The sequence below is a fragment of the Legionella sp. MW5194 genome, from assembly GCF_016864235.1.
Taxonomy (GTDB): Bacteria; Pseudomonadota; Gammaproteobacteria; order Legionellales; family Legionellaceae; genus Legionella_C.
On sequence record NZ_CP045732.1, the window covers coordinates 2,401,285 to 2,424,679 of the forward strand.

Sequence of the window (23,395 nt, forward strand, 5' to 3'; positions counted from 1 at the left end):
TGAGTATAGGTTATTCCGTGCTGACCTGAATATTCTTTTGCAAAGTGACGCTGTCAAGGACTTCCCGGGCCCTTTTTTCATCCAGTGTTCCCTGCCATTTGGCAATGATTAAGGTGGAAATGCTGTTGCCAATGACATTGGTCAGCGCACGCCCATCGGACATAAAACGGTCAATTCCCAGAATGAGGACAATTCCAGCCACCGGCACGTGTCCGACAGCCGCCAATGAGCTGGCTAACACGATAAAGCCACTACCAACCACCCCCGCCGCCCCTTTGGAACTGACAATCATCACGGCAAGCAGCGACAGTTGCTGCCAAACGCTTAAATCGATATTGGTCGCCTGGGCGATAAACAGTGCGGCAAGCGTCAGGTAAATGGCCGTTCCGTCAAGATTAAACGAATACCCTAAAGGCAGAACCAAACCCACGGTTGATTTTTTGCAGCCCAATTTTTCCAGCTTTTCAAGAAGTGTAGGCAGGACGGTTTCAGAAGACGAGGTGCCAAGGACGATTAACAATTCGGTTTTGATGTAGGCTAACAGTTTAAACACACTCATCTGACAATAAAGCTTTAGAATGAGGCCTAAAATACCGACCACAAACACCAGACAGGTCAAGTAAAAACAAAGCAGCAGTCCCATCATGTTCAGCAAGGGTTTCAAACCGTATTTTCCGATGGTAAAGGCCATGGCAGCAAACGCGGCGAGGGGAGCCAGATGCATCACCAGATGAATGATTTTAAAAAAAATCCGCGCAAGCACCTGCACGCCGTCCAATACGATGGTTCCCTCTTTACCCACCAGGATTAAACCAATGGCAAACAGCATTGCTACCAGCAAAACCTGCAGAATTTCCCCATCGACAAATGCACTGAGGAACGTTTGAGGAATAATGTTTAATAAAAAATCACTTGGGGTGGCCGCCGTCGTCGCTTTACCAAGGTAAGGTTGCGCCGTTTTAATATCCAGCGTGGCTGGATCAATATTCAACCCGGCGCCGGGTTGCACCAGATCGCCCACGAGTAGTCCCACCACCAGGGCAAACGCCGTGGTGATAATAAAATACACCAGCGCCGCCCCTCCGACTTTGCCGACCGTTTCCAGGTTATTCATCGCTGCAATGCCTGACACCAACGATAAAAAAATGATAGGTGCAATCAGCATTTTGATGAGTTTAATAAAGGCATCGGATAAGGGTTTAAGGGAGGAGGCGGTATCCGGCAGGCAAAAGCCAAGGATGATGCCGAGAAGAATACCAAGAAGGACCTGCACATATAATGGTTTTATATAGTTCATCAAACTCTCTCAAGTTGATCAAACTGCGGTCTTATAGTCCACTATAGGCGAAGTTACATCCAAGGTAAACCACCGTTTTTTGTCCATGGTATTGATTTGCTGGTATGATGGCAAGCATTGCATTCATTCAGGAGCCCGCACACAATGAATTTAAGGACCATGGCTTTAAGCTGTCTGTTTGTTTCGCCGGTTTTTGCCGCCCCCCATTTTGTGGAAGAAGCACCGTCAACCCGGAGTCATTATCAGGTCGATGGCAAAGCCCTCTGTGAAACCGCCAAGCAGACGCTGGCCTATTTAAACCACGATCCCGGTTACGATCCGCAGGTGCTGCATGAGGGACAGGTTTTACCAATTCCTATGTGGCGAATCAAAGCCACCCTGGTTTTTATCTGCAAACATCAAGCGGAACTCAATGATCCTGAGTTCGTTAACAAACAGTTTGAATTTGTCCGCTGGCTGCCTGATGTGAAGCATGCCCGCCGTTACCGCAGTAAAGCCAAATTACGCGGCATTCCTGACAACCAGATTGTCATGACGGAATACTATGTGCATCTGGCCAAAGCCTCGGCCAAACCGACGCCATTGACCCCCTATGCCATCCACGGGCTTCCTGCCGATGAGCAATACCTGACTCTGGAAGAGGCCAATGCCAAACCCAAATTGACCCGTTTTCAATACGGTAAACAAGCCATTCTTGCCGGGGCGTTAAAGGATAAAAAGGTACCGGTTCTTGCGTATGTCAGCCGTGCTGATCTCGAAGCCGCCCTGCTGCAAGGCACCCTTGTGGCTGACTTTGGCAATGGCAAACCCCGCTATTTTAACGTGCATCGCAACAACAACATTCCTTACAACACGGTGAAGAAACCCGAGGATCAGGAGCGTTACTGGTATTTTAAAGAAGTGGACGGAGTGAAAGGGTACGGTAAGGACGCTGATCACAAGATCACGGTCAATTACGAGGTGACGTTTGCTGCCGATCTGGCGCAATTTGGCCTTGGAAAATTGTTGCTGATTCAATACCGCGATAAACGGGGTAAGGACATCACCCGCATGGGCATCATGGCCGACACCGGCGGTGCTTTTGCCGATAATCTCTACCAGATTGATTTTTTAACGGGTGCCTACACCGGAAAGGACACCTTTTATCAAGCCAACCACACCCTTCCTGATTACGTGAATGCTTATTTTATGGTGCTTAAAAGCAAAGAAAAGACAGAGAAAAAAACCTTGGCCAATCTGTTTAAACGGGATTCGGATCACCATTTCAATAATGACACAATGTTTGAATAATTGTCTGTCCACAGGGTGCTTTCGTTTTCGGTAACAAACCGCCAGCCGTCCCGGTTTATCAAAGACCGGGCCAACGGTTCGTTGGTCGTGAGCAAGACCCATTCGGCAGGGAATTTTCCTGCTTTCGCGTCCCCGGGGTAAAGGGCATGCAGCACAATTAAATCAAGCGAACGGCCTATGCCGTTTAATACCGGTAACAGCCTTAAATGACGATTGCTGATATTGACCAGAATAACTCCCTCTTTATGGAGCTTGCGCTGGTACAATAAAAAAGCTTCCCGAGTCAGCAGATGAGTCGGGATGGCATCGGATGAAAAGGCATCGATGATCACTAAATCAGCCTGATGATCCGCTTTTTGCCCAAGGACGCGACGCCCATCCCCCTCGCTCAGCGAGATGCGGGGCGGACAATCCCTTAAGTAGGTGAAATAACGGGTATCGTTGGCAATGCCAATCACCTGTGCATCGATATCAATGATATCCACTGCATCACCAGGCCTGAACTGGCAAGTCAACATGCCTGTTCCAAGACCAACCAAAAGAGTCTGTAATGACGGTTCCCTGGCTTGCAGGGCCTTAAGCACGGGCTGCACCGGGGCATAGTAAGCCATCGAACCGCTGCTCACGCTTAAGGAGCCGGGAGACTGGAAACCATGCACGGTACTCTGGCTTAACAGCGCATAGACGCCTGACATAAACGTCACCTGCTTAACCCCATAGAAATTACGCTGCAAATCCAACGCCGGTAACTGTTTAAACCAGGGGCTGAATAAAAAAAGAAACAACACCGCGAGGCCTGCAAACAAATTGATTTTTTCTTTACTATTTAAAAGAATGACCACCAACACCCCCAGCTCCACCACTCGATTGGCCCGGATCCAGGCATACCAGGGGTAGGCACTTAAAAAATAATTGGCCGTCAGAATAAAAACGAAGGCAAAGGGCATCCAGGTAAAACGCCGGCTGATTGCCAATGGAATGCAGAGTGTGGCAAAAACAAATGTAATGGGGTACTCGTAGGCGCCGTTGAACAATCGCGGCGCTAAAAGACCATTAAACAGGCCCGCCAACACACCGCCCAATGCCAGGCAGAAATAAAAGCTGGTCAGGCGATCAGCCGGTGGCCGCAGCCGCACCAGTTCACCATGGCACAAGAGCGCGAACATCATAAAACAGGCTAAATGAAAAGCAATCAACTGCCAGGCGGATAACAGGTTAGCGCCAAAAATAAACCCGATAACTGGAAAAATAATAAACAACAAACTGTTGCGAACCAGCCAATCCCGCGAAATCATGGGTTTTTTGGCAAACGTGATGATAAACGAGAGCAGGTATAAGGCAAGTGGAATGACCCAGAATAAAGGCGTGGAGGCAATGTCGGTCGAAATATAAAAAGTAACACCCAGCATCAGGCTGCAGGGAATAAAGCTATAGCCTATCCATAAGGCCTTGGTTTGCCAGGCAACCGTCGTCGATGGCTGATGACCATTCAATACGGGTTGGCGGTAAGGCAGGCATAAAATAACTGCCAATAGAAAGCAGTAGGCCCCGAATAAATAATTCCAATACACGAATTGCTGTTTCAGACCAATCCATCGCTCAATCAGCCAAGGGTAGCTTAAAAGCGCCGACAGGCTGCCAACGTTGCTGGCCACGTATAAAAAATAGGGATCATGCGCCTGTTTGCCGCGACTTAAGCTGTAGGCAAACTGCAAAAGAGGTGCAGAAGCCGCAACCACCAACAGGGGCAAGCCCAGTTGGCCAATCAAATCACGCAGAATACCAAGATCAGGCGCATCAGCGGCCTGGGTGGGAATAAGAGTCAGCGGCAGAAAAACCAGGGCAATCGCCACGACACCGGCATGCACAAACCGCCAGTGCCTGCCGCAAAAATAACTGAGAACCCAGGCATAGCCATAGGCGATTAACAAGAGAAATTGGAAAAAAAGCATGCAGACAGTCCACACGGCTGGCGTACCGCCATACACTGGAAGCAGCATTTTTGCCACCATGGGTTGGATAACAAAAAGCAAGACAGCACTTGCAAACAAGCTTAAAGAAAAAAGAATGTGCATCACAACGCATGGCCTTCTGCGTTCCGCTGATTGAGAAAATCAGCAGAACGTCGGTTGGTATTATTCCTATCCGGCTGATTAACGCTCCGCTGAAGCGGCCAGCATCCAGTGCGCTTTTTCATGCGCAGCGATACGATCCCCAAGCAACGTCGCCGTGCCCTCATCATTCTGCTCCTGGGCAAGGGTTAGCGCGCGATTCAAGTCTTTCACCAGCGTACTGTGATCTTGAGCCAATTCAATCACCATTTGATTGGCATCCAGGCTTGAATCGCCGTCCTTGATGCGTTTTAAGCTTTCAAACTCTTTAAAGGTCGCCGGCGCTTTATTGCCGGTTATTAATAATCGCTCAGCAACTTCATCGACGGCCTCCGCCAATTCGGTGTATTGCGTTTCAAACAGGCCATGCAGGGATTTAAATTGCGGGCCGCGCACATGCCAGTGATAATTTTGCGTTTTCAGATACAGGGCATAGGTATCGGCTAAAATGATGGATAATTCTTTCGCTATACTCATGTTCACACCTCCTCATCGGTTATGCTTTTACCATAGTCGAAAAATAACGATTTTTAAAATCAATCGTTTATATGAATATGATTGGTTTAAACTATGATTGCCTGAGTGTTACTTATCCTTTTCAAAATAGCACGAATGCTTGGTAGAATCGATGAGTTTTTATTGAAAGAGAATACCATGGTAAAACCGATTTTTACTGTTGAGAACCCGGATTTAAACCAGTCAGACGCCTCAACCCTGGCTCAAGCCCTGTCGGCTCTGGAATCCGGTCAGGTCGTTTTTCTGCCTCGCTGTTTTTACAGTTCCAATGAGGGCCTTGAGCAGGACTTGTTATCCGACACCATCCTTGACAGTAAGCATAAAAATGTCAGCTTTAATTATAAAACCCAGGCATTGGGCGCCTTCAATCAGCAGCATATTAACCCGGACCTCTCGGACCGGCTGACCGCTTTTATGCGCGGTTATGCCTTGTTTGCGAGGGAGTTGATAGAAACCTTGTTCCCTTCCTACCGTACACATCTGCTGTGGGGGAGAACAAGTTATCGCCCGGCGGAAATTGAAGGCCGGGTTTACAGTAAACGCAAGGATGATACCCGCCTGCATGTCGACTCTTTCTCCGCTTCACCCGTCTACGGGCAGCGTATTTTGCGGGTCTTTTGCAACATCAATCCCGCCGGTCTGCCACGTCTCTGGCACCTTGGTGAACCGTTTCCTGCGGTCATGGCGCGTTTTTCACCACGCATCCCCAATTACAACTACCTGATAGCGCTGATCCTGAAAGGGGTAAAAACCACTAAAACCCTGCGCTCTGCTTATGATCATTATCAATTGCAATTGCATGATCGCATGAAACGCGATGATCAATACCAGCAAAGTGTGAAAAAAATACGCTTTGATTTCCCAGCCTTAAGTACCTGGGTTGTGTTTACCGATCAGGTGTCTCATGCCGCATTAAGTGGGCAATACCTTCTGGAGCAGACCTTTTATTTACCCGTTTCGGCCATGGCCAAACCGGAATTGTCACCGCTCAAACAGTGGGAGGCAGAGAAAAAAAGGCCATTGGTGTAAATAAAAAACCCGCCATCCGGCGGGTTTTTAGGGAGCAGAAGCAGATTACATCATGCCCATGCCACCCATACCGCCCATGCCGCCCATGTCGCCGGCACCAGCGCTTTCTTCTTTCTTAGGCAGTTCAGCCACCATGCACTCGGTAGTGAGCATCAGGCTCGCAACAGACGATGCATTTTGCAGTGCTGTACGGGTTACTTTGGTTGGATCAAGAATACCCATTTCAACCATGTCGCCGTATTGACCAGTGGCTGCGTTGAAACCAAAGTTGCCTTTGTTTTCTGCGACTTTGTTGACAATAACAGAAGACTCGTAACCGGCGTTGGCAACAATTTGTCGCAGAGGTGATTCGATGGCGCGACGCAGGATGTTGATACCCATTTCCTGATCGGCATTATCGCCTTTGAGATTATCCAGGGCTTTTTGAGCACGGATTAAGGCAACACCACCACCGGCAACGATACCTTCTTCAACAGCCGCACGGGTTGCATGCAGAGCATCTTCAACGCGGGCTTTCTTCTCTTTCATTTCAACTTCAGTGGCAGCACCGACTTTGATCACAGCAACACCGCCAGCCAGTTTGGCTACGCGCTCTTGCAGTTTTTCACGATCGTAGTCAGAGGTGGTCTCTTCCATTTGCGCACGGATTTGAGCAATGCGCTCGTTGATGTCTTTTTCTTTGCCTTCGCCATCAATGATTGTCGTGGTTTCTTTGGTCACTACAACGCGTTTCGCAGTACCCAGATCGTCTAAAGAAGCGCCTTCAAGGTTCTTGCCCACTTCTTCAGAAATAACCTGGCCATTAGTCAGAATAGCAATATCCTGAAGCATGGCTTTACGTCGGTCGCCAAAACCAGGGGCTTTAACCGCACAGACTTTGACAATACCGCGCATGTTGTTGACAACCAGAGTAGCCAGGGCTTCGCCTTCAACGTCTTCTGCAATGATCAGTAATGGACGGCCGGATTTGGCAACGCCTTCCAGAACAGACAGCATGTCGCGAATGCTTGAAATTTTCTTGTCAACCAGGAGGATGAATGGGTGCTCAAGCTCAGCACTCATGTTTTGCTGGTTGTTGATGAAGTAAGGAGAAATGTAACCGCGGTCAAATTGCATCCCTTCAACCACAGACAGTTCGTTCTCCAGGCTGTTACCGTCTTCGACAGTGATAACACCTTCTTTACCCACTTTTTCCATGGCTTCAGCAATGATGGAACCGATTGCTTCATCGGAGTTGGCAGAAATAGTACCAACCTGAGCAATCGCTTTACCGTCTTTGCAGGGCTTGGACATGGATTGCAATTCTTTAGTGATGGCAATCACCGCCTTGTCGATACCGCGCTTTAAATCCATGGGGTTCATGCCGGCAGCAACGGCTTTGTGGCCTTCAACCAGAATAGCACGAGCCAGTACAGTGGCTGTGGTTGTACCATCCCCTGCCGTATCAGACGTTTTGGAAGCCACTTCTTTAACCATCTGGGCACCCATGTTTCTGAAACGGGATTCCAGTTCGATTTCTTTAGCAACGGAAACACCGTCTTTCGTGACAGTGGGAGCGCCAAATGATTTTTCAAGGACCACATTACGGCCGCGAGGACCCATGGTGACTTGTACGGCGTCTGCCAGAGCATTGACACCAGCGAGCATTTCCTGGCGAGCACTGTCGCCAAAACGTAATTCTTTAGCCATTCTTACTATCTCCTTCGATTCGTTAGATTACTTTTCAATCACACCCATGATGTCGTCTTCACGCATCACAACCAATTCCTGACCCGCTACTTTCACTTCAGTACCAGAATATTTACCAAATAAAACCGTATCGCCGACTTTAACAGCCAGGGCACGAACATCACCGTTGTCTAACACTTTACCAGCACCGACGGCAATGACTTCACCGCGCATGGGTTTTTCAGTGGCGCTGTCTGGAATTAAAATTCCGCCGGCTGAGGTTTTTTCTTCTTCCATGCGACGGACAACAACACGATCGTGTAACGGACGAATTTTCATACTTGTTTTCTCCTGGTTATTTATTCATCACTATCAATAGTCAGAATTCTCTGATTCGGGCATTCAATGCCTGACAATGAATACCGATGTCAGGCATATGGGGACGGTAAATTAAGTTTCAAGGGTTTTTTAAAAAAAAATTTTGGTTTTCTCAAGCCTGGTTCTACAATGCAACTATAGAAAGTAATTAACAGGTATTGCATGAAGAAGTGGGCTTTGTTTCTGGCTCTGGTCTTGGCCTTTTTAAGCGGCCACGCCACCCCTCCCCCGGCTGCGGAGGTGTTTAGGGTTTCCGTAAAAACCGTCGATCCCAATACGTTTGCCGTCACCTGGCAGATAGAGCCCGGTTACTTTCTTTACGCCGATCGCATCAAACTCGACGAAAGCCCGGACAGCAATGGTCATATCGGCACGCTGCGTTTTCCAGAGGCCTTGAGTAAAACCGACAAACAGGGACACACCTACCGCATTTACCGCGACACAATCACTTTACCCGTCGCTATTCTCGGCAAGGAAGCAGGAGAATCGCTGCTAACCCTTCATTACCAGGGCTGTGCCGATGACGGGTTCTGTTATCCACCGGAAACACAGGCAATCAAATTAACCATTGATCAACACCTGGCGCTGGTAAGTAGCACCCTGGAATCAGACGTTACAACGGCAGAGCCGCCATCCTTAAAGCCCGATGAGACGCAGGGATTGTTTGACAATGCCCATTGGACCATGATTATCCTAAGTTTTTTCAGTTTTGGCTTATTGCTTTCGTTTACCCCTTGCGTATTACCCATGGTGCCGGTTCTTTCAGGAATTATTGTCGGCCACAGCGGTTCCATGACCACGCGCAAAGCGTTTCTGCTGTCCTTAAGTTATGTCTTAAGCATGGCGGTAACCTATGCCGCTGTGGGCGCCGTTGTCGCTGTTTTAGGCAGCAATCTGCAGATTGCCATGCAGGCGCCACCCGTTATTCTTCTGTTCAGTCTGGTGTTTGTGCTTTTAGCCCTGTCCATGTTTGGCTTTTTTGAATTAAAACTGCCGGTAAGCTGGCAAGCGGCGCTGGCTAAAGTCAGCCGCAATCAGAGCAGTGGCCATTACCTGGGAGCGGCCATCATGGGCTGCCTGTCCACGCTTATCCTTTCACCCTGCGTCACGGCCCCTCTGATTGGTGCACTGGGTTACATTGCCCACACCGGCAATGTCAGCTTAGGCAGTTTGGCCTTGTTTTTCCTGGGCCTTGGCATGGGAACCCCGTTACTGGTTATCGGCACCTCCGCCGGTAAGTGGCTTCCCAAAGCCGGCAACTGGATGAATGCCGTCAAATCTTTTTTGGGCGTCATGCTGCTCGCTGTCGCCATTTATCTGCTAAGCCGCATTATCCCGGCTGCCGTCAGCATGAGCCTTTGGGCGGCGCTGCTGGTATTCTGCGGTGTCTTCATCGGTGCCTTTCTTCCGGCTAAAACCAAAACGGCGCAATTTCATAAAGCGTTGGGGATCTTACTTTTGGTTTACGGCCTGCTGATTTTAATCGGCGCGAGCATGGGTGAAACAAACCCCCTGCAGCCCCTGGCACGCTTTCACATGACGACAGCCAGTCCTGCCGCCTCCCCCGTCACCCTGGTTAAAAACATCAATGACGTCGAGTTGGCGGTGAGCAAGGCGCAGGGCAAACCGGTCATGATTGATTTCTATGCGGATTGGTGTGCCTCCTGCAAAATCATGGAAAACACCACCTTCAAGGATCCGGCGATTACCAGTAAACTCAAACAATTCATCATTTTAAAAGCCGATGTGACCGCCAACAACCAGGCTGATCAATTGCTGATGAAAAAATTTGGCGTGGTAGCCCCGCCTACCTTTGTCTTTTTCAACCCTCACGGGAAAGAATTAACAGACCTGCAATTGGTTGGCGAACAATCACCGCAACGTTTTTTACAGCAATTGCAACAGATCACGACAAGCACCAATTAGCATTTAAAATTAGACAAATTACCCTCTACAAGCGTATAATTAGCCCACTTTTTTTACAGTTAGCCAATTGCCTATCAGGTTGCCTTGGGAAAAGGCAACCCGCCGCTACAGCATTGAGGAATAAGCATGAATCATCGCGTGGGTTTTGTTAGTCTGGGTTGTCCAAAAGCCTTAGTGGACTCTGAGCGTATCATCACCCAGCTGCGGGCCCAGGGCTATGATCTGGTTTCCACTTACGAAGACGCGGGTGTTGTGGTCGTCAATACCTGTGGCTTTATCGATGCTGCCGTAACGGAATCGCTGGATACCATTAAAGAAGCCATGGCTGAAAATGGTCGGGTAATTGTCACAGGCTGCCTGGGCGCCAAAGCGGATTTAATTCGTGAAGCCTGCCCCGATGTGCTTCACATCAGCGGCGCTCATGCTTATGAAGACGTGGTGCGTGCTGTCCATCGTCACTTGCCCCCACCCGCGGATCCCTTTACCCAATTGGTGCCTCCGCAAGGCATTAAATTAACCCCGCGTCATTACGCCTATTTAAAAATTTCAGAAGGCTGCAATCAGAAATGCACTTTCTGCATCATCCCGACCATGCGCGGCAAATTGCAAAGCTACCCCCTGGCTCAGGTTTTATCCGAAGCCAAACGCCTCAAAGACGCCGGCGTTCAGGAGTTGCTGGTGATTTCGCAAGACACCAGCGCTTATGGCGTCGATACCCGTTACCAGGACATCGAATGGCAGGGCCAAACGGTGCAGACCCGTTTTTATGATCTGTGCCAGCAATTGGGTGAGCTGGGGTTGTGGGTTCGCCTGCATTATGTTTACCCTTACCCCCACGTCGATGACATCATTCCCCTGATGCGTGACGGGCTGATTCTCCCTTACCTCGATATCCCCTTGCAGCATGCCAGCACGCGCGTGTTAAAAGCCATGAAGCGCCCGGCCAGCAGCGAAAACACCTTAGCCCGCATTAAAAAATGGCGGGAAATTTGCCCGGACCTTACGCTGCGATCCACCTTCATTGTTGGTTTCCCGGGTGAAACAGAGGACGAATTCGAGGAGCTGCTTGATTTTCTTAAAGAGGCACGGCTGGATCGCGTCGGCTGTTTCCAGTACTCTCCCGTTGAAGGCGCAAAGGCCAATCAGTTGCCTAATCCAATAGCCGATGAGATTAAAGAAGAACGTTATCACCGCTTCATGCAGGTACAAGCTGAAATCAGCCGTGAAAAACTGGCCGCCAAAATTGGCACTTGCCAGACCGTCCTTATCGACAGCATCGACGACGATCAAATCATCGCCCGCAGCAAAAGCGATGCGCCTGAAATTGATGGCCTTGTTTACCTGCCCTTTGATGAATCCATTCAAGTCGGAAGCCTTGTCGATGTCACCATTGTTGACAGTGACGATTATGATTTGTATGCCGAATTGAATTAATCCTGTTACTGCGACTGTCCTGTAAGGGGAGGCTATCGCTCCCCGGCCTTTATTGCTGAAAACTCGTCATTCCTGAGGCATAATCGGTTTCGGCTTGCACACCCTCTTCCTTTTTGACCGATTGCGCGAACCACGTCCCAGGGACGCTGCCGGGTTTTATTACCATGGCAGACCCGCTTGGACTGGGCGCTAAAAATTCACCTTCAAAGGCAAGTTGATCGCTGTCTTTAAGAAAAGGACCGGGGCCTAAGCGTCTCATGATGGTTCTGACTGAATTGTCCGCCATTAAGTGCAGTTGCGTGGGTTCACCCTGCTGTAAATTCGTCTGAATGGACAGCACGGGCTGTAACAGGTTAATGCAGCGAGCCACGTCTTTTTGAGTTTTCAAATCGGGGATACAATGAATAATATTGGAAGGGTAAGCCACAATATCCACACCCTTATAAACGTCTCTGATCTGCTGAAACGTTGCTTCATGTCCCCAACTTTGTTTAAGAATTACCGCTTCAATAATGATTTGCTTTAAGCGCACAAGCCCGTATTGCTCAATCAGACCCAGCAAAAAAGCACATAAATCGTCTGAATCGCCATCCATGGAAAATTCATTGGGTCGATTCTTCTGTAACAGGTCCCAAAACCCTCTTACCGCCAGTTCAGGGTTGGTTTCTGCGCTGGTCAAAAAATAGGCTTTAATCAAATCCCAGCTTTTAGCCACCTGATGACTTAAATCAACAATAACGACTTGTGGCGGCGCACTCAGCTGTTCTCCCAAATGGCAGGCAATGGCAACCGCCCCGAAAAGGGACGTGCCAACCAGCACAAACGGTTTAGTGGCCTGATAAGCGGATAAATCGGATTTTTTTATTGGGTCATTGCCCATAAAAAAGGAGAAACAATCCATTAATTCGTCTGGCTGTAGCTGTTTCACTGTTGACAAAAGCTGCTCACGACGACTGGCTCTATCGAGACTCAATAAATCCGAAATGTGGGATGAAACGCTCATAATATTCGCTCTTTATACCAACACAAGAGACATATTATAAACTATTTGTTTAAAAAATTACTATTAATTGCCCTAAAACGGGGTCCTGGTGCACCAGTATTTAAATTTTATATCTTTGAAATCAGTGAGTTAATCCCGGCTCAAGCGATAAATCGCAGCGCCGATGTCCCGGACGTGACGCTGATGGCCTGACAAGCCCTTACTGTCGGCGTGCAATCCCAGCAATTGATGGTGCAACCATTTATGGTAGATTTTGTAAGCTTCTTTCAACCGGTTAAATCGACTGGGGGTTATTTTTTTAGCAATGGCCAATTGTTGAAGAAGCTGCAAGGTATTGGTGTAGCGGGCAAAGGAAGATTCGGCGCTGCATAATACTAAAAATTGCACCAAAAATTCCAAATCAATAAGCCCACCCCGGGCGTGTTTAATGTTCCTGCCCTCCTCCTTTACCAGATTGCGGCTCATCTTGTCGCGCATGGTCTGCACGTCCTCTGCTGTTTTCTGCCATTCACGCGGTAATAACAGGATGTCCTTTTTCAATTGCAGAAACGCGTGGCGACTTTTTCTGTTGCCATAGATTAAACGGCTTCGAACCAGCGCCTGATGTTCCCAGGTCCAGGCCTGTTTGCGCTGATACTCTAAAAAGGCTGTCAAAGGACTTACCAACAAACCGGCAGAACCCGAGGGTCTAAGGCGGGTATCCACAGCATAAAGAATACCGAACTGTGACCGCGTCGTTAACATGTGAATGATTTTTTGCGACAGGCGATTAACCAGTCCCTCCTGTTCAAAGGGAGCATCATGAACAAAAACCAAATCCAGATCGGAATTGTAATTCATTTCCATGCTGCCCAGTTTACCGTAGGCAATCACATCAAATCGATGGGTAATACTGGCCATTTCAGGGTGACGAAGGCTCAACTCGCGACAGGCGTGATTAATCACCTGAATCACAATCACTTCCGCCACATCAGCTAAAAAGCGGCCAGCCTTAACCCCATCCATGCGGCCATCCATTTCCGCACGGGCCGCCAGCAGCCATTGTGTTAATTTAAATTGCCGTAAAACATCCTCCTGAAGATCAATTTCACTGACATGGCTTAATTGATTTTGAAGTTGCTGAGCCAGTTGATTGCGGCTGGGCGCACGCCAATTGCGTTCCTTATCCAGCAGCACCTCCATTAAGAAAGGGTAGTTCACCAGTAAGGAGGTAATGAAGGGACTTTCTGCAAACCAGTGCAGCAATTCCTTCAATGCCTGCGGATTTTCAGCAAGCAGTGCAAGGTAAGCGCTGCGGCCTACAATGTTTTCGAGAAGATGCATGACCTGCAATAAAACCGACTCGGCATCAGGAACCTCGGTCAACTCCTGCAGAAGCAGCACCATAAAACGGTCAAGCCGCATGCGTGCAGCCTGATTGAGACGCCGGCATCGCGGCGCATGGCGAAAGGCATGGATCATCTGATAGCAGCGTTCTGCATTGCGATAGCCTAAACTGGACAACAGATTCACCGCCATGGCGCTTTCCACATGCCCCTGCCAAAGGCTGGTTAACTGGTGGCTTAACAGGCGTTCCCGATCTTCATAGGCATCGCCCTTACCCATGGCGGTGTGAAAGGTGGTACTGACAATCCGTTGGAATTGATGCAGACGATTCAGCAATTCATTGTAACTTTCATATTCCATGGCCAGGGCGATTTGATCTTGTTTAACTGGATTAGTCGGTAAAGCATGGGTTTGTTGATCATTCTCGCTTTGCAGACAATTTTCCAGTTTGCGTAAAAAAAGATAGGCCTCCCGTAAAATACCGGTACGCGGCAACAATTTGCAGCGCCGCAACGCGTCCAATGCGTTCAAGGCATTGGCTTGACGCAGAGGCGGCAGGCGTCCGCCGCGAATCAACTGGATATTCTGAATCACAAATTCAATTTCGCGTATTCCTCCAAGGCCCCGTTTAATGTCATTCAGTCTGGGGTTCAGTTGAATTTCCCTTTCAATCAAAGCCTTCATGCTGCGCAGGGATTCAATCACGGAAAAATCCACGTAGCGGCGATAAACAAAAGGGACTATCAGCCGTTCAAACCAGGCTGGTGGGGCGTCTTCAGGCGCACAGATAACGCGTGCTTTGGCCATGGCATAACGCTCCCAATCCCGTCCCTGCTCCTGATAATAGGTTTCAAGCGCCGTCAAGGAACTGACCAATGCCCCGCTTTCACCGTTGGGTCGCAGGCGCAAATCGACCCGAAACACGAATCCCTCAGGCGTGGGCTCCTGAAACAATTGCATGAACATCTGCACGATTTTAGTGAAATACTGCTGATTGCTGATTGATTGCAGGCCTTGGGTATGCCCGGTTGCGGAGTAGGCAAAAATCAAATCGATGTCGGAGGAATAATTGAGTTCCTGCCCGCCTAATTTGCCCATGGCAATCGAATAGAGGCATACAGGATTGCCTTCAGCATCACAAGGCATGCCGAACCGTGCCACCAATTCCTGATGACAAAACCGCAGAGTGGCTAAAATAAGCGCATCCGCACAATGAGACCAACTGCTCATGGTGTTGGCGGTGGTCGCAAGGCCTGCGTACTCACGAAGCAGGAGACGCAGAAAATGGCGGTGGCGAAATTGACGAAGCTGCCGTGAAAAGGAAGCCGGTGTCGCCTGCGACAGCAATTCATTGGCCAACCGATGATAGTCCTCACAGGAAAGCCCGTTCACGCCCTCGTCCGTTTTTAATAGGTTACTCAAGGTATCCAGCTGATGGCAGGCGTAATCGCTCACGACCAGTAATTTGCATACCGCGGCACGCAGTGGGTGATTGAGCGAGGCAAAATGCCGTTCAAACAAAGCCGTTCTGTGATGCAGCGAAGGGGGAATGCCGCATGAAAGCGCGCGGTCTGACTCCACGCTCAATCCGTCTTTTTCATGTGGTCCGGCATGGCATTCATGTCCATGTAGAAGGGCTCCCACACATGGCCATCAATGTCCTGAAAGGCACACCCATACATCCACCCCATATCCTGCCTGGGACGGTACTCTTTACCGCCAGCCGCGATCGCCTGTTTCATCATGCTGTCTACCGCTTCGCGGCTCTCTAAAGACACCGCGACCAGGACTTCCTTACTTCGTGCGGCATCGGCTATCTCGTGATGGGGCGTAAATCCCTGGAAAAAGGCTTCCGTCAGCAGCATGGCAAAATTATGCTTGCCAATCACCATGCAGGTTGCATTCTCATCACTGAATTGAGGATTGAATTCAAATCCCAATTGTTTGAAAAAGTGAATGGTTCTGGACAAATCCTTAACCGGCAAATTCACAAACACCTGACGTTCCCGCACGCTTTCCATCGCTCTGCCTCCTGTCTATTTTCGACATTCAAAAAGGATTGATGCATCCTTTGGACCCGGTTTTTCATTGCGATCGTAGGCTTTCATTATTTTAATTTTTTTAAAGCCAACCTGCCTTAAAATCTCAATCAAAATGGAGGGATTATCATAAAGCCTGAGTTTAAATTCTTCGATTTCAGTATGAGTGATGGAATTCATTTCCACCAATTCATAGCGTCCAACGGCATGGCAGATGGAATTGTTCAGATTGACCAGTTGGCTGGCAATGATGGAGTTACCATCGGGTCTTTCCCAAATGGAACCGCGCCAAATGCCCAAAGGCGGCAAGGAAAAGGAGGTTTCGACCTCAAACAGTAAAATGCCCTTGTCTTCGAGATGCTCATAGAGGGTTTTGAGTGACAGTTCAATTTTATCAATGGGCGTAATCAGTCCAAACGAACCCGCGGGAATAAAAATAAGATTGTATTGAGTTGGTCGAGACAAGGTTTCGACAAAATCCATCCACACAAACGGTTCGAGGTTTTTCATCTGTGCCTTGGTATTTAACGCGGTCACCATGTGTTCGCTGGCATCAAAACCATGCACATTAAAGCCTTCTTCGATGAGAGGCAGTAGAAAGCGTCCCGACCCACACATCGGCTCGAGAATAAGCCCTTTCGCTTCTTTCACATAGGAACGATAAAATTGATAGGCATTCTCCGGGGGAGAGGGTCGGCTTAAATCATAAAATTGCGTGCAAAGATTCAGGTAAGCTTCACGGTTTGGTTTTAGCATAAATTCCTTGATGTCAGTGGCAGTTCGCTTTGCATGGCAGCGAAAAAAGATTATTGTAAAGCAAACAACAATTTACAAAATCTCCCCGGCAAAAATCAAGCCGTAAGGCAGGAAATTTATTGCAAACATCCGCCAAAGAATGCCGGATCATGCGATGCGATTGGTCGCTCATCCGAATTTTTTACCAGGCAAAGGCAGCGTTGATTTATGACCGAAGCCATTTCGCACCGTGCGGTTGTGACGCTTTTTTTTTGCATGCGTTTTCGCATGGTACAGCCACTAAGATAACGCTATACTGACTACAGGATGAGTCAATGGAGTTGAAACAGATGATAGCTCGACTACTACTTGCTTTATTGCTGCTGCTGGCATTGCCTGTGCATTCGGCAGGCCCGCCTTTGGTGGTCGCTGTGGATAATTTTTCTCCGCCTTTTGTTCTTCGGGGAGCCAATTCGCAATTGTATGGTTTTGACATTGCCATGATGGAAAACATTTGTCAGCGAATCAATCGAACCTGTCAATACAAACCCATGCCTTTTAACCGCTTACTGGATGCCGTGGAAAGCGGGCAGGCCGAAGCGGCTGTGGGCTCCATTATTATTACTTCCGAGCGTTTGACTCAAGTGAATTTTTCCATCCCCTACCTCATCAGTGAATCGCGTTTTCTTGGTCGCACTGAACTGGCGAAAGAACCCTTTCAACTTGCCTTATTCAAGAATCGTAAAATTGGCGTGGAGGAAGGAACGGTATTCCCGGATGTTCTGGCCAGTCTTATCAGTAATCCACAAATTGCCCTCTACGATAATCTGGATGATGTGATTGTCGCCCTTCATGATGGGGACATTGAATTGGCTTTAATGGACGCACCCACTGCCCTTTACTGGCAAAGCCAATCTTCCGGGACACTGACGGCCCTGGGTAAACCCTTTGCTTATGGTTTTGGTTTGGGGGTGGCCGTTAACCGCAACAATGCGGTTTTGTTGAATGAAATTAACCGGGCAATAACGGATTATGCGGCAAGCGAGGCTTTCAAGAGCAATTACCAGAAATACATGGGCTTCTTTTAGCAGGGGCTTCATTGGCCGAAAGAAATCACGCTCCTGCTGGCAGGAGGCCAAAGCAATATCCTGTCAGCATTAATGCACCGTTTGACCTTGAGTCAAACAACGCGTAATGACCTGACGGGTCACAAAATCCCCCTGCGTGTCTCCATAAAGGGTCTTAAAGTGTTCAGCTAACGTTAACACCCAGGCAGATAAGCGAAAATTCATTCTTTTCTCTTCCTGATTAACCACCAACTCAAACAACCCTAAGGAATCGCTGTTTTGCTCATTGGCATATTGTTCCATGATTTGTTGCGCAATGTGCATGTCCCGGTCTCGTGTGGGCCAATCTTTATTCATATTTACCTCTTGATACCATTGAACGCAGAAGCATTCGCCCCCTTTCTCTATACCCTACATGGGGGTTGGCGTGTAAATTACAAGGGCTTGTCCGCTAATTCTGGCCTGCATGACGCGCGTGCAAGGCCTGGGGTTCCTGCCACAGAGTAATAAACAGCACCATGATCATCGGTCCGATAAACAATCCCAGCAGACCTAAGGTTTCGACCCCGCCAAGGATACCAAAGAGAACAGCCAGAAAAGGAAGTTCTATTGCACCGCCGATGAGTACCGGTTTAACAAAATGGTCTGCGACAAACATGACAACAGTGCCCCAAACCAGCACCACGATGGCGCTGACCATGCTGCCGCTGGCAATCAAGACCAGAGCGACCACGACAAAAACCACAGGGGCGACAAAAGGAATCATCGCCGCCAGTGCGGTAACAAATCCGATGAGCGTGGGTGCCGGGAAATCAACCAGTTCGTAACAGATGCCCATTAAAACACCAACCCCCAAACCCACAACGATAGTCCCGTTGACTGTGCCCCTGAGCGCGGATGGCAGACGGGCTGAAAAACGAAACCAGCGCTCCCCCAGACAGTATTCGCCAATTTGGCTAATCTGTTTATACAGGGTGTCGCCATCACGGAAAAAGAAAAACAGGGTTAACAGGGTAAAGCCAACCTGAAAACCACGATGCGCCAGATTGATGCCGATCTGTTTGATGTAATAACTTGCGGGAGTCAGCGACAGGTGCATGTTGGACAACAGGTTTCGGACACTCCCCGGTTTACCAATGTTGTCATTCCAGTAAGTGGTCAATTCATTGCCAATGATTGGAATTTGCTTTAGCATGGCCGGTGCAGCTCCGCCGTCTTTGTTCAGCGTCTGGAGGTAATTGATGAACAATTGCGATTCCTTCACCAGCAGGCTGACTAACCAACTTAAAGGCAAGATGAACAGCAAAGCCAACAGGGTGGTAAACAACAAGGCAGCCCAGGTATCCTGGGAAGCAAAAAAATGGCGCCACCGCTTGTAGAGCGGGTACGTGGCAATGGCAATAATCGCTGCCCAGACAATCGACGGGATAAACCGGTGGATAATAAAGAGCGCCAACAGCACAATACTGATAGTTAAACCAATACTGATTAATTCTTTATGATTATCATTCATGCTTTAAATACCCAAACGAATGCCTGCATCACCAACCAGGCTGGAATGGCTGCCAGTGCATCATCAAGCATGACGCCAAAACCGCCTCTAACCCGTTCATCAAAAAAACGGATAGGCCAGGGTTTTAAAATATCAAACAGGCGAAATAACAAAAAACCGGCAATAATCCAGTAAGTCCCCACAGGGACCGCGATCATGGTGAGTAAAAACCCAACGACCTCATCCCAGACGATGCCGCCAAAGTCCTTAACACCCAACTCTTTCGAGACGATATCGCTGACCCAGACGCCAAGAATAAAAGCGAGGACGGTAAACCCCAAATAAAACCCCAACGGTGATGCGGCGATAAGCAGGTAAACGGGAATGGCCGCCAACGTTCCCCAGGTTCCCGGAGCGACAGGCATAAGACCGCTACCGAAACCAAACGCGATAAAATAAGCGGGATTCTGCCAGACTTTATTGCCAAGTTCGATTCTATCCATGCGCTTTTCCTTAAAAGTGACTATAGCCGCGGGGCGTTAATTCCCTGAGTTGACCCTCGTCATTTGTGTAGAGGCCCTCACCTTCCTCAATGACACCAATGGGGAAGCAGGCAAGGCCCGCTTGTTTAAGGGCCTGGGTGAACTCCGTTTCATTCTTCCTGGGAATGGTGAAACAGAGTTCGTAATCGTCGCCGCCGCCAATAGCAAAATCAATGGCCTTGTCCTGTTGATACTTTACTACCAAAGGATGCACGGGTATAGCATCCAGATTAAGTAAGGCACGGACACCGCTTTGGACACAGATGTGATTTAAATCGGCACTTAAACCATCAGAAATATCAATGGCTGCCGACGCATGGGTTCGTAACAGGGGTGCCAGATCGACACGGGGTCGGGGGTGCATCAGGAGACGCATCATCGTCTGCTTATCCTGGCTATCGATGCCCTCATGATGTAAGAAGGCAACCGCCTGCGCGGCAGCACCAAGGGCGCCGCTGACAAAAATCCGATCGCCAGGTTTAGCCCCCGAGCGTTTAACCGCCTTGCCTTTTTCGACTAAACCGTGAATGGTTAAGGTCATGCTGAGCGGCCCATGGGTGGTATCGCCGCCAATCAGCATGATGTTGTATTGTTTTAATGAATCATGAAACCCTTGGGAAAAACGCGTCAACCACTGCTCATCCAGTGACGGCAACGTTAAGGCAAGACTCATCCAGCAGGGCTCTGCTCCCATGGCCGCCATGTCGCTGACATTGACCATCACCGCCTTGCAGGCGATATCATAAGCATCCCATTCGCTTAAAAAATGAACCTCGGCAACCAGGGTGTCAGTACTGACCAGCAACTGGCAATGATGAGGAATCTCCATGCAGGCGGCATCGTCGCCAATACCGATTATCACCTCTGGCCGCTGAATGGCTGGCTGTTTAAAATAGACATCGATGAGGGAAAATTCATTCATTGCCAGCGTTAATTTCAATGGCTCTGGCTTGCCGTGCCAGATTATTCAGCACGCCGTTGACATAACGGTGACCATCCTGGGAACCAAACTCCCTGGCTAGGGAAATGGCTTCATCCAGTACAACCTTGTAAGGAATTTCGAGGCAATACAGCAACTCAAAGGCGCCCAGACGCAAAACCGCGAGTTCAACCGGGTTTAGTGTGGTAATGGGCCTATCCAATAAAGGTTCAATCCCGGATTCTATCGCGGTGATTTTTTCAGGAATGCCGTATAAAAGACGGCAAAAATAATCACTGTCCACCTTGTCCATGTTATTCGCCACACGGAATTGAGTTTCTATTTCCGAGAGCTCATGACCCGACATGGACCATTGATACAAGGCCTGCACCGCTAATTTACGGGCACGCCGCTTACCGCTTATTGATTGTTTTTCCACAGCTACCTCATGACGAGTGGTCGTCTTTCATTTCATCAATGGTTTGTCTGAAATCACTGACGTCTTTAAAACGTTTGTACACGGAAGCAAATCGGACATAAGCAACATGATCAAGACGATACAGCTGTTTCATGACCCATTCACCGACCTGACGGGAGTCGATCTCCCGCTCCCCGCTGCGGCGGATATCCTGCATGATGCTTTCTACCGCCTCGTCCAGCGCATCAACACTGACTGGTCTTTTTTCCAGTGCCCTGAGCATTCCTGAGCGCAGATTATTGATATTGAAAGGTTCACGCCGCCCATCGCGCTTGACAATCAACGGCATAATTAATTCCGCCGTCTCAAAGGTCGTGAAGCGTTCGTGACACTCGAGACACTGACGCCGTCTTCGGACCTGAGCGCCTTCGGCGATCAGGCGCGAATCGATCACTTTGGTTTCTTCTGCCTGGCAAAATGGACAATACATGATTAACGATACACCGGGAATTCATGGCATAAATGAATCACTTTGGATTTCACCAGCGAAATTAAGTTTTCATTCTGAATGTCGTCGAGAATATCACAAATCCATTCTGACAATACTTTGATTTCCCTTTCTTTAAATCCTCGAGTCGTTACTGCCGGGGTGCCCAAACGCAGGCCGCTGGTCACAAACGGTGAGCGCGGATCATTGGGGACTGCGTTTTTGTTCACCGTGATGTTGGCACGACCCAACGCGGCATCGGCCTCCTTCCCTGTGATGCCCTTGTCAATCAGGTTCACAAGAAGCAAGTGGTTCTCCGTGCCGCCCGACACAATAGGGTAACCACGGCTCGTTAGTACTTCCGCCATGGCTCTGGCATTGGCTAAAACCTGTTCCTGATACGCTTTGAATTCAGGCTGCAAAGCCTCGGCAAATGCAACCGCCTTGGCCGAAATCACATGCATCAGGGGGCCACCCTGCATACCCGGGAAAACAGACGAATTCAGTTTCTTTTCAATGTCTTCATTGGCACGGGCTAAAATCATGCCACCGCGGGGACCGCGCAGGGTTTTATGGGTTGTCGTGGTCACCACGTCGGCAAAAGGAACAGGCGAGGGATAAAGACCTACCGCAATGAGTCCCGCCACGTGAGCGACATCGGCCATCAGGTAAGCACCGACTTTGTCAGCAATGGCTCTGAAACGAGCCCAATCAAGGATCCGTGAGTAAGCCGAAAAACCGGCTATGATCATTTTGGGTTTATGGGTCAGCGCGAGCTGTTCCAGCGCATCGTAATCAATTAAACCGGTATTGACATCAACACCGTAACCAATCGCTTCATAAAGTTTGCCGGAAAAATTGACTTTGGAGCCATGCGTCAAGTGGCCGCCATGAGGCAGGGACATGCCTAAAATCACATCGCCCGGGTTAAGCAGCGCCATCATTACGGCCGCATTGGCCTGAGAACCGGAATGAGGCTGCACGTTAACATAATCGGCGCCGAACAACTTCCTGGCTCGAGTAATAGCTAAATTTTCCGCCACGTCTACCCATTCACACCCGCCATAATACCGTTTGCCCGGATAACCTTCAGCGTATTTGTTAGTAAGCACAGAGCCTTGCGCTTCAAGAACACGCGGGCTGGCATAATTCTCCGAGGCAATCAGCTCAATGTGATCTTCCTGACGCTGCTTTTCCGCCTGGATGGCCTGCCACAGTTCGTCATCAAATCCTGCGATAGTAAACTGGTTATCAAACATTCGTTGTCCTCAATATTAATGATTAGACTATTATAGCCGCTGTTTTTTAAAGCACCTATGCCTCATCCACTGCATGAGTATTTTTACTCATTTGAGACTGAATTTACGACAAACCCTACTAACCGTTATCTGACGATGATATCGTTTCGTACATGCCTGACGCCATTTAAACTGTCAGCAATCTGGCCTGCGCGCAGTTTAATGCGCTGACTGTCAACGAACCCGCTCAGCTGCACTTCATCCTTAAAGGTTTTCACCTGAATCGAAAAGCCTTTGGTTCCCAATTCATCAATCAGGCTGGCCTTGACTTTGGCCGTCAATGCCGAGCTGTCCAAGTATTCGCCGGTGCTTTCACTGCCTGGTGTCGAAGAACAGGCGACAATCATTGCTGCAGAGAAAACCAGAACCAGTTGCTTTGCTGTCTTAAACATCCATTCCTCCATTGCTTTTACAATACAA

23 protein-coding genes are annotated in these 23,395 nt (G+C 48.9%); 6 read left to right on the forward strand and 17 right to left on the reverse strand.

Annotation, left to right across the window (positions count from 1 at the left end):
• Nucleotides 1–10 precede the first annotated feature (10 nt).
• Nucleotides 11–1,297 carry a C4-dicarboxylate transporter DctA gene (dctA, locus tag GH742_RS11030; RefSeq protein WP_203455012.1) on the reverse strand — a complete coding sequence of 429 codons (1,287 nt, stop codon included), beginning with the start codon at nt 1,295–1,297 and terminating at the stop codon, nt 11–13.
• 144 nt (nt 1,298–1,441) lie between these two features.
• Here dctA and GH742_RS11035 point away from each other — a divergent pair, with 144 nt between their 5' ends.
• Nucleotides 1,442–2,587 carry a hypothetical protein gene (locus GH742_RS11035; protein WP_239005205.1) on the forward strand — a complete coding sequence of 382 codons (1,146 nt, stop codon included), beginning with the start codon at nt 1,442–1,444 and terminating at the stop codon, nt 2,585–2,587.
• Here GH742_RS11035 and GH742_RS11040 read toward each other — a convergent pair.
• Nucleotides 2,554–4,662, reverse strand: coding sequence for a spermidine synthase (locus GH742_RS11040; protein WP_203456924.1), 2,109 nt, complete (start codon nt 4,660–4,662; stop codon nt 2,554–2,556). The genes GH742_RS11035 and GH742_RS11040 overlap by 34 nt on opposite strands.
• 78 nt (nt 4,663–4,740) lie before the next feature.
• Nucleotides 4,741–5,175, reverse strand: a complete 435-nt coding sequence (locus GH742_RS11045; protein WP_203455013.1) for a Dps family protein — start codon at nt 5,173–5,175, stop codon at nt 4,741–4,743.
• A 177-nt stretch (nt 5,176–5,352) separates the two neighbouring features.
• Between GH742_RS11045 and GH742_RS11050 the strand changes: the two genes are divergently transcribed.
• Nucleotides 5,353–6,243: a Kdo hydroxylase family protein gene (locus GH742_RS11050; RefSeq protein WP_203455014.1), complete on the forward strand. Its 891-nt coding sequence runs from the start codon at nt 5,353–5,355 to the stop codon at nt 6,241–6,243.
• Nucleotides 6,244–6,288: 45 nt separating this feature from the next.
• Here the strand turns inward: GH742_RS11050 and groL are convergent, their stop codons facing one another.
• Nucleotides 6,289–7,932, reverse strand: coding sequence for a chaperonin GroEL (groL, locus tag GH742_RS11055; protein WP_108290415.1), 1,644 nt, complete (start codon nt 7,930–7,932; stop codon nt 6,289–6,291).
• 27 nt (nt 7,933–7,959) lie between these two features.
• Nucleotides 7,960–8,250, reverse strand: coding sequence for a co-chaperone GroES (groES, locus tag GH742_RS11060; protein ID WP_058525296.1), 291 nt, complete (start codon nt 8,248–8,250; stop codon nt 7,960–7,962).
• A gap of 201 nt (nt 8,251–8,451) precedes the next feature.
• Here groES and dsbD point away from each other — a divergent pair, with 201 nt between their 5' ends.
• A complete protein-coding gene (dsbD, locus tag GH742_RS11065; RefSeq protein WP_203455015.1) occupies nt 8,452–10,215 on the forward strand; it encodes a protein-disulfide reductase DsbD in 1,764 nt (587 codons plus the stop codon).
• Nucleotides 10,216–10,341: 126 nt separating this feature from the next.
• Entirely contained in the window at nt 10,342–11,649 is a 1,308-nt protein-coding gene (gene rimO / locus GH742_RS11070) for a 30S ribosomal protein S12 methylthiotransferase RimO (protein WP_203455016.1), read from the forward strand.
• A gap of 49 nt (nt 11,650–11,698) precedes the next feature.
• Here rimO and GH742_RS11075 read toward each other — a convergent pair whose 3' ends face one another.
• The 4 genes from GH742_RS11075 to GH742_RS11090 all read right to left on the reverse strand — a co-directional run bounded on the left by GH742_RS11075 (nt 11,699) and on the right by GH742_RS11090 (nt 16,773).
• Nucleotides 11,699–12,652 (reverse strand): hypothetical protein, encoded by a 954-nt coding sequence (locus GH742_RS11075; RefSeq protein WP_203455017.1) that lies wholly within the window; start codon nt 12,650–12,652, stop codon nt 11,699–11,701.
• Between the two features lie 129 nt (nt 12,653–12,781).
• Nucleotides 12,782–15,559: a bifunctional [glutamate--ammonia ligase]-adenylyl-L-tyrosine phosphorylase/[glutamate--ammonia-ligase] adenylyltransferase gene (glnE, locus tag GH742_RS11080; RefSeq protein ID WP_239005206.1), complete on the reverse strand. Its 2,778-nt coding sequence runs from the start codon at nt 15,557–15,559 to the stop codon at nt 12,782–12,784.
• Between the two features lie 2 nt (nt 15,560–15,561).
• On the reverse strand, nt 15,562–15,999 hold the full coding sequence (locus GH742_RS11085) for a VOC family protein (RefSeq protein WP_203455018.1): 438 nt from the start codon (nt 15,997–15,999) through the stop codon (nt 15,562–15,564).
• Between the two features lie 15 nt (nt 16,000–16,014).
• Nucleotides 16,015–16,773 (reverse strand): bifunctional 2-polyprenyl-6-hydroxyphenol methylase/3-demethylubiquinol 3-O-methyltransferase UbiG, encoded by a 759-nt coding sequence (locus tag GH742_RS11090; protein ID WP_203455019.1) that lies wholly within the window; start codon nt 16,771–16,773, stop codon nt 16,015–16,017.
• A 33-nt stretch (nt 16,774–16,806) separates the two neighbouring features.
• On the opposite strand from GH742_RS11090, the gene GH742_RS11095 reads away from it, so the two are divergent.
• Nucleotides 16,807–16,977, forward strand: coding sequence for a hypothetical protein (locus tag GH742_RS11095; protein WP_203455020.1), 171 nt, complete (start codon nt 16,807–16,809; stop codon nt 16,975–16,977).
• A 125-nt stretch (nt 16,978–17,102) separates the two neighbouring features.
• Nucleotides 17,103–17,840, forward strand: a complete 738-nt coding sequence (locus GH742_RS11100; RefSeq protein WP_203455021.1) for a transporter substrate-binding domain-containing protein — start codon at nt 17,103–17,105, stop codon at nt 17,838–17,840.
• 69 nt (nt 17,841–17,909) lie between these two features.
• On the opposite strand, the gene GH742_RS11105 is transcribed toward GH742_RS11100, so the two are convergent.
• The 8 genes from GH742_RS11105 to GH742_RS11140 form a co-directional block, all read right to left on the reverse strand.
• Entirely contained in the window at nt 17,910–18,176 is a 267-nt protein-coding gene (locus GH742_RS11105; RefSeq protein ID WP_203455022.1) for a hypothetical protein, read from the reverse strand.
• A gap of 94 nt (nt 18,177–18,270) precedes the next feature.
• On the reverse strand, nt 18,271–19,332 hold the full coding sequence (locus GH742_RS11110; protein ID WP_203455023.1) for an AI-2E family transporter: 1,062 nt from the start codon (nt 19,330–19,332) through the stop codon (nt 18,271–18,273).
• Nucleotides 19,329–19,814 carry a phosphatidylglycerophosphatase A gene (locus GH742_RS11115; protein WP_203455024.1) on the reverse strand — a complete coding sequence of 162 codons (486 nt, stop codon included), beginning with the start codon at nt 19,812–19,814 and terminating at the stop codon, nt 19,329–19,331. The genes GH742_RS11110 and GH742_RS11115 overlap by 4 nt, the downstream gene beginning before the upstream one ends.
• A 10-nt stretch (nt 19,815–19,824) precedes the next feature.
• Nucleotides 19,825–20,775, reverse strand: a complete 951-nt coding sequence (thiL, locus tag GH742_RS11120; RefSeq protein WP_203455025.1) for a thiamine-phosphate kinase — start codon at nt 20,773–20,775, stop codon at nt 19,825–19,827.
• A complete protein-coding gene (gene nusB / locus GH742_RS11125) occupies nt 20,768–21,211 on the reverse strand; it encodes a transcription antitermination factor NusB (RefSeq protein ID WP_108290437.1) in 444 nt (147 codons plus the stop codon). The genes thiL and nusB overlap by 8 nt, the downstream gene beginning before the upstream one ends.
• Before the next feature lie 7 nt (nt 21,212–21,218).
• The gene (nrdR, locus tag GH742_RS11130; protein WP_058531164.1) at nt 21,219–21,680 is read right to left on the reverse strand and encodes a transcriptional regulator NrdR; all 462 of its coding nucleotides are present in this window, start codon (nt 21,678–21,680) and stop codon (nt 21,219–21,221) included.
• Between the two features lie 2 nt (nt 21,681–21,682).
• Nucleotides 21,683–22,936 (reverse strand): serine hydroxymethyltransferase, encoded by a 1,254-nt coding sequence (gene glyA, locus GH742_RS11135; RefSeq protein WP_203455026.1) that lies wholly within the window; start codon nt 22,934–22,936, stop codon nt 21,683–21,685.
• Nucleotides 22,937–23,061: 125 nt separating this feature from the next.
• Nucleotides 23,062–23,367, reverse strand: a complete 306-nt coding sequence (locus tag GH742_RS11140; protein WP_203455027.1) for a BON domain-containing protein — start codon at nt 23,365–23,367, stop codon at nt 23,062–23,064.
• Between the last annotated feature and the right edge of the window lie 28 nt (nt 23,368–23,395).